5 protein-coding genes are annotated in these 5,343 nt (G+C 50.5%); all 5 read left to right on the top strand.

All coding sequences use genetic code 11. The features are described 5' to 3' along the window. Nucleotides 1-419 (top strand): fibronectin type III-like domain-contianing protein (locus VIM87_RS07370; protein WP_331996360.1); only part of this gene is annotated, 419 nt, incomplete at its 5' end. A 139-nt stretch (nt 420-558) separates the two neighbouring features. Next, the gene (locus tag VIM87_RS07365; RefSeq protein ID WP_331996359.1) at nt 559-945 is read left to right on the top strand and encodes a hypothetical protein; all 387 of its coding nucleotides are present in this window, start codon (nt 559-561) and stop codon (nt 943-945) included. Between the two features lie 39 nt (nt 946-984). Then, a complete protein-coding gene (locus VIM87_RS07360) occupies nt 985-1,962 on the top strand; it encodes a YihY/virulence factor BrkB family protein (RefSeq protein ID WP_331996358.1) in 978 nt (325 codons plus the stop codon). A gap of 97 nt (nt 1,963-2,059) precedes the next feature. After that, a complete protein-coding gene (locus VIM87_RS07355) occupies nt 2,060-4,279 on the top strand; it encodes a transferrin receptor-like dimerization domain-containing protein (protein ID WP_331996357.1) in 2,220 nt (739 codons plus the stop codon). Nucleotides 4,280-4,341: 62 nt separating this feature from the next. After that, entirely contained in the window at nt 4,342-5,244 is a 903-nt protein-coding gene (locus VIM87_RS07350) for an arginase family protein (RefSeq protein ID WP_331996356.1), read from the top strand. Nucleotides 5,245-5,343: the final 99 nt, after the last annotated feature.

The following is a 5,343-nucleotide window of genomic DNA, read 5'->3' as shown; positions in this document are numbered from 1 at the left end:
GCCGTACCTACCGCTATTTCAGCGGGGAAGTGCAGTATCCTTTCGGGTTTGGGTTAAGCTATACTACTTTCAGCTATGCATGGGCACAGGCGCCTAAGAACGTATATGCGTTAAAAGATACCATCCGCTTTACCGTGAATGTGCAGAACACCGGTAACTATGATGCCGATGATGTGCTGCAGGCTTACATACAGTATCCGCAAATGGACCGCATGCCGCTGAAGGAGCTGAAAGGCTTTAAACGCGTGACGGTGAACAAGGGCGGGCAGCAAACCGTGGAATTAAGCATTCCGGTAAGCGAGCTGCAGAAGTGGGACCTGCCTACCCGCAAATGGAAATTATACAAAGGACAGTACACCGTAGCTATTGGTAAGAACGCCAATGAAATGGTGCTGCAGCAAAAGTTTGCAGTAAAGTAAAACACAATAGCTTTTTGCTTTCCGCTAAATGCAGCGATGCCGGTTCCGGGTCGCTGCATTTTACTTTTGTCCCCGCAATAATCCCCCGCCCGCCACGTTAGAGAAGTAGGGTCATATTAATGTATTAAACAACCTGCTTATGCGTTTCCCCCTGAAAATATTTACCGTTCTATGTGCTGTAATACTGCTGTACAGCTGCTCCAGGGGCGTATTCCAGTCAAAGAGCAACCAGGCATACCAGGCGCCGGCCATGGGGGCAGAATCCCGTTTTGATGAGGGTCTGCGCCGGGAAAAACATCCGCAGCAGCTGTTCAATAAAAAAGAGCGCAAGGATATGGAAAAGATGGGCTGGATCGGCGCTGATAACCGCGCTGCACCCAATACCCGCATAACACCCGGCCGTGCAGACAGCCTGCTGACGGGCAAAGCAGACAGCACCCATACGGCCATGGACAGCACCGCCGCTCCAAAAGATACGATCATCCGCACCCCTGCAGATACTGCTCATCACCCCACCAGCTATTAATACTACAGGCTGGCACTTTAATTGACCTCATAAAATGCTATGAGGAAATTTTCAATAAGGGATTTCTGGAAAGTGCTCCGGCATACCGGTCAAAGTTTTGGAAAAGACCAGGTGCTCAGGCTCAGCGCATCGCTGGCCTTTTACACGGTTTTTTCATTAGGCCCCATGATGATCGTGATCATTTTCCTGGCCGACCTGTTCCTGGGGCGCGAGGCCGTGGAGGGCCGGATCTACACACAGGTCAGTGGCCTGATAGGCAGTAAGGCCGCGTTACAGATCCAGGAAGTAATGAAAAATGCAACGCTGGACAGCGCCAATGTATTTACCGCCGCAGTGGGCTTTATTGCCCTGCTCATAGGCGCCACCACTATTTTTACAGAGATCCAGGAAACCATCAACAGCATGTGGCGTTTAAAGGTAAAATACCGCAAGGGATTGGTGCAGCTGCTGCTAAGCCGTTTGCTGTCGTTTTCCCTGGTGTTGGGCCTGGGTTTTTTATTGCTGGTATCATTGATGATCAATGCCCTGGTAGAAGGCTTTATGGACCAGCTGCGGGAACATTTTCCACATACTGCCATCATGCTGTTCTACATTACTAACCTGGTGCTTACATTCGTGATCATCTGGTTCCTGTTTGGTATCATTTACAAGGTATTGCCGGATGCCCTGATCCGCTGGAAAGATGTGGCTGTCGGGGCTTTTTTTACCACGCTGCTGTTTATGCTGGGAAAGTTCATCATCACCTTTTACATAGGCCGCAGCAATATAGGCAGCGCATATGGCGCAGCAGGGTCTTTGGTGGTGTTGTTATTATGGATCTATTATTCCGCCATTATCCTATACGTTGGTGCGGAATTCACCAAATTCTACGCCCTGCAGTTTGGGGCAGAGATACGGCCCAGCAGCTATGCCGTAATGTACCAGGTAACAGAAGTAGAAAGCCACCGCCACAATGTGCAGGAAAATGAAAAAGAGGAGGAGCGCAAAAGAGCCGCGCAGCAGAAAAAAGACCAGTAATTTGTTTAATAGCAGGATTCGCCGTATTATTATCCATACTATCGGGAACCACCAACCAAAGATCCGGATCGCATCATCTGCCTATAAAATAATCATCATGAAGTTAACTATTACGCTTAGCGCGGCCGCTTTGGCATGGGGTATTTGCACGCCCCTTATTGCTCAGCAAAAAAACGCCGCCGGTAAAGAAACCAACACACAGCTGGAAGCCCGTTTCGATCAGCAGCTTAGCAGCGCCCATGTAGGCGCCACCATTAAGGAATTGTCTGCAAAGCCCCACCACCTGGGCTCTGCAGAAGGTAAAAAAGTAGCGGAGGCCATTGCAGCCAAGTTTAAGAGTTATGGCTGGGATGCCCGCATTAACACTTATAAAGTGCTGTTTCCCACACCTAAAACACGGGTGCTGGAGCTTACTGCTCCTGTAAAGTTCACGGCTACACTAAAAGAGCCCGCCCTGAAAGAAGATGCTACCTCCGGCCAGGAAGGACAGCTGCCTACTTATAATGCCTGGGGGGCAGATGGGAATGTAACAGCGCCGCTGGTGTATGTGAACTATGGTTTACCCGAAGATTATGAAACACTGGAACGTTTAGGCATAGATGTAAAGGGCAAGATAGTAATAGCGCGCTATGGCCGCTCCTGGCGCGGTATTAAACCCAAGGTAGCCTCAGAGCATGGCGCTGTTGGGTGTATCATTTATTCTGATCCTAAGGAAGATGGTTATTACGAAGGCGATGTATATCCCAAAGGCGCTTTTAAAAGCGAATACGGCGTGCAGCGCGGCTCTGTAATGGATATGGTTATTTATCCGGGCGATCCGTTAACGCCCGGTGTAGGCGCTACGGAAAATGCGCAGCGTTTGGAGCGCACACAAGCCACTACCATCCTGAAAATCCCGGTGCAGCCCATCAGCTATCACGATGCACAGCCTTTGCTGGCAGCCCTGGAAGGGCCGGTAGTGCCGGCCGAATGGCGGGGCGCACTGCCCATTACGTATCACACCGGGCCGGGTAAAGCCACGGTGCATTTGGAGGTAGCCTATAACTGGGACCTGGTGCCGGCATACGATGTGGTAGCCACCATAAAAGGCAGCCAGTACCCCGATGAATGGGTGATACGCGGTAACCACCACGATGCCTGGGTAAATGGCGCCGGCGACCCCATTAGCGGCCTGGCCGCCATGCTGGAAGAAGCCAAGTCCATTGGCGCGCTGGTTAAAAGCGGCTACCAGCCTAAACGCACCCTGGTATACTGCGCCTGGGATGGCGAGGAACCGGGCCTCTTAGGCTCTACGGAATGGGTGGAAGATCATGACAAAGAGCTGCAGCAAAAAGCCGTAGCTTATATCAATACAGATGGTAATGAACGCGGTTTCCTGGGCATGGGCGGCTCACACGCCCTTACCAAATTAATGGATGGCATAGCCAAAGATGTAACTGATCCGCAAACCAAGGTAAGCGTATATGAAAGGGCCAAAGCAATGGCTGTGGTAAATGCATCTCCCACAGGCCGCAAAGCAGCATTGGAAAAGAAAAGTATTACCCTGTTTGCGCTGGGCTCCGGCTCCGACTACTCGCCCTTTTTCCAGCACCTGGGCGTGCCTTCTTTAAACCTGGGTTTTGGCGGTGAAGGAGATGGGGGAGAGTATCATTCCATTTATGATTCCTACGACCACTACTCCCGCTTTAAAGACCCTGGTTTCAGCTATGGTGTAGCGCTGGCGCAGGTAGCCGGCCGTGCGGCATTACGTTTAGCCGATGCCGATGTGCTGCCTTTTGATTTCACCGATCTTTATAAAACCATTAATGGTTATGTAAAGGAGCTCACCGATCAGGCCGACCAGCTGCGGGAAAGCACCCTGGTAGAGAACCGTTTGATAAAAGAGCACAGCTACCAGCTGGCTGCTGATCCTAAAAAGCCTTTTGCTGCGCCTAAAGCAAAAGCGGAAGTGCCTTACCTGGATTTCTCCGCCCTGCAGAATGCCCTTGTAAAGCTGGACCATTCCAGCAGCACACTGGCCGATTCCATTGCTGCAACTACAGTAACTGCAGCAGCACGCCAACGCTTAAACGAAGCGCTGTACCAGGCCGAACAAAGCTTGCTGGTAAGCCAGGGATTACCCAAACGGCCCTGGTTTAAACACAGCATTTATGCACCCGGCTTTTATACCGGTTACGGCGTAAAAACCCTGCCTGGTATCCGCGAAGCCATAGAGCAGCGTAACTGGAAAGAAGCGCAGGAGCAGATAGCAGTAGTAGCAGGCGCCGTGGATAAGTTCAGCGCAAAGCTGGATGAGATCACCACTATGGTAAAGTAATTGCAAAAGGCCTGTGAACACTGTGTTTACAGGCCTTTTAAAAAAGCGTAAACCATGTTGCCATGAAAAATATTCAGCTAATTTCCGCAGCTTCTGTTTTAGGCTTAAAACCTTCCGGTACAGAGCAGTTAGCTCAAACCCTGCTCCATTGCGGACTAGTGGAAAAACTCCAGGCATTGCCCGAAGTTAAGCATGTGCCGGTGTTAAATGCCCGATACAGCACAGAAAGGGATCCTGTAACGCATTGCATTAACACACAGCCCCTGCTGGATTTTTCAGCTGCATTGAATAAAGTGATCGGAGAGGTGATGGATGAGCGCTGTTTTGCTTTTACGCTGGGTGGCGATTGCAGCATCTTATTAGGTATTATGCCCGCGCTGAAAGCCCGCGGCCGGTATGGCCTGGTATTCCTGGATGCGCATGCGGATTTTTATGAGCCGGAACGCTCCCTTACCGGTGAAGCTGCAGATATGGACCTGGCGCTGATAAGCGGCCGGGGTCCTGAAATACTCACAAATATTGATCAGCTGCGGCCCTATGTAAAAGATGAACACATAATACATATCGGCCAGCGCGACTGGGAAGAAACGCAGCACTACGGCTCCCAGGATATCCGTAAAACAGGGATCCATTGTTTTGACCTGCAGCAGATCCGTACGCAGGGTATGGATAAGGTAATGAAAGCGGTTTTGGCCGAATTGAATGTTATGCCCATAGACGGCTGCTGGATCCACTTTGATACCGATGTGCTTTCAGACGATATAAATCCTGCAGTAGATTACCGCTTGCCGGGCGGCCTTTCTTTCGCTGAAGCAGCACAGGTGATAAACAGCATCCTGGCCACCGGGAAAGCTGTAGGCATCAGTGTAACTATTTTTAATCCATTACTGGATAAGGAAGGTACTATCGCACAGGGCATCACCGATATGCTTTCAAAGGCTTTTCTTCGCAGCTCCAACTCTTAATTACTCATACCTGAGCGCTTCTATCGGATCAAGCCTGCTGGCCTTTACTGCCGGGTAATAACCAAAGAACACCCCTGTTACCGTACAAACAATAAACGA

It is taken from the genome of Chitinophaga sp. (assembly GCF_036569125.1).
GTDB lineage: Bacteria > Bacteroidota > Bacteroidia > Chitinophagales > Chitinophagaceae > Chitinophaga.
The sequence above is the reverse complement of the archived record's forward strand: the minus strand, read 5'-3'. Positions and strand labels throughout refer to the sequence as shown.

Bases quoted from the DNA above. Each gene is read 5' to 3' on its own strand.
- VIM87_RS07355 (WP_331996357.1), top strand. From the start codon at position 2,060: ATGAAGTTAACTATTACGCTTAGCGCGGCCGCTTTGGCATGGGGTATT.
- VIM87_RS07350 (WP_331996356.1), top strand. From the start codon at position 4,342: ATGAAAAATATTCAGCTAATTTCCGCAGCTTCTGTTTTAGGCTTAAAA.
- VIM87_RS07360 (WP_331996358.1), top strand. From the start codon at position 985: ATGAGGAAATTTTCAATAAGGGATTTCTGGAAAGTGCTCCGGCATACC.
- VIM87_RS07365 (WP_331996359.1), top strand. From the start codon at position 559: ATGCGTTTCCCCCTGAAAATATTTACCGTTCTATGTGCTGTAATACTG.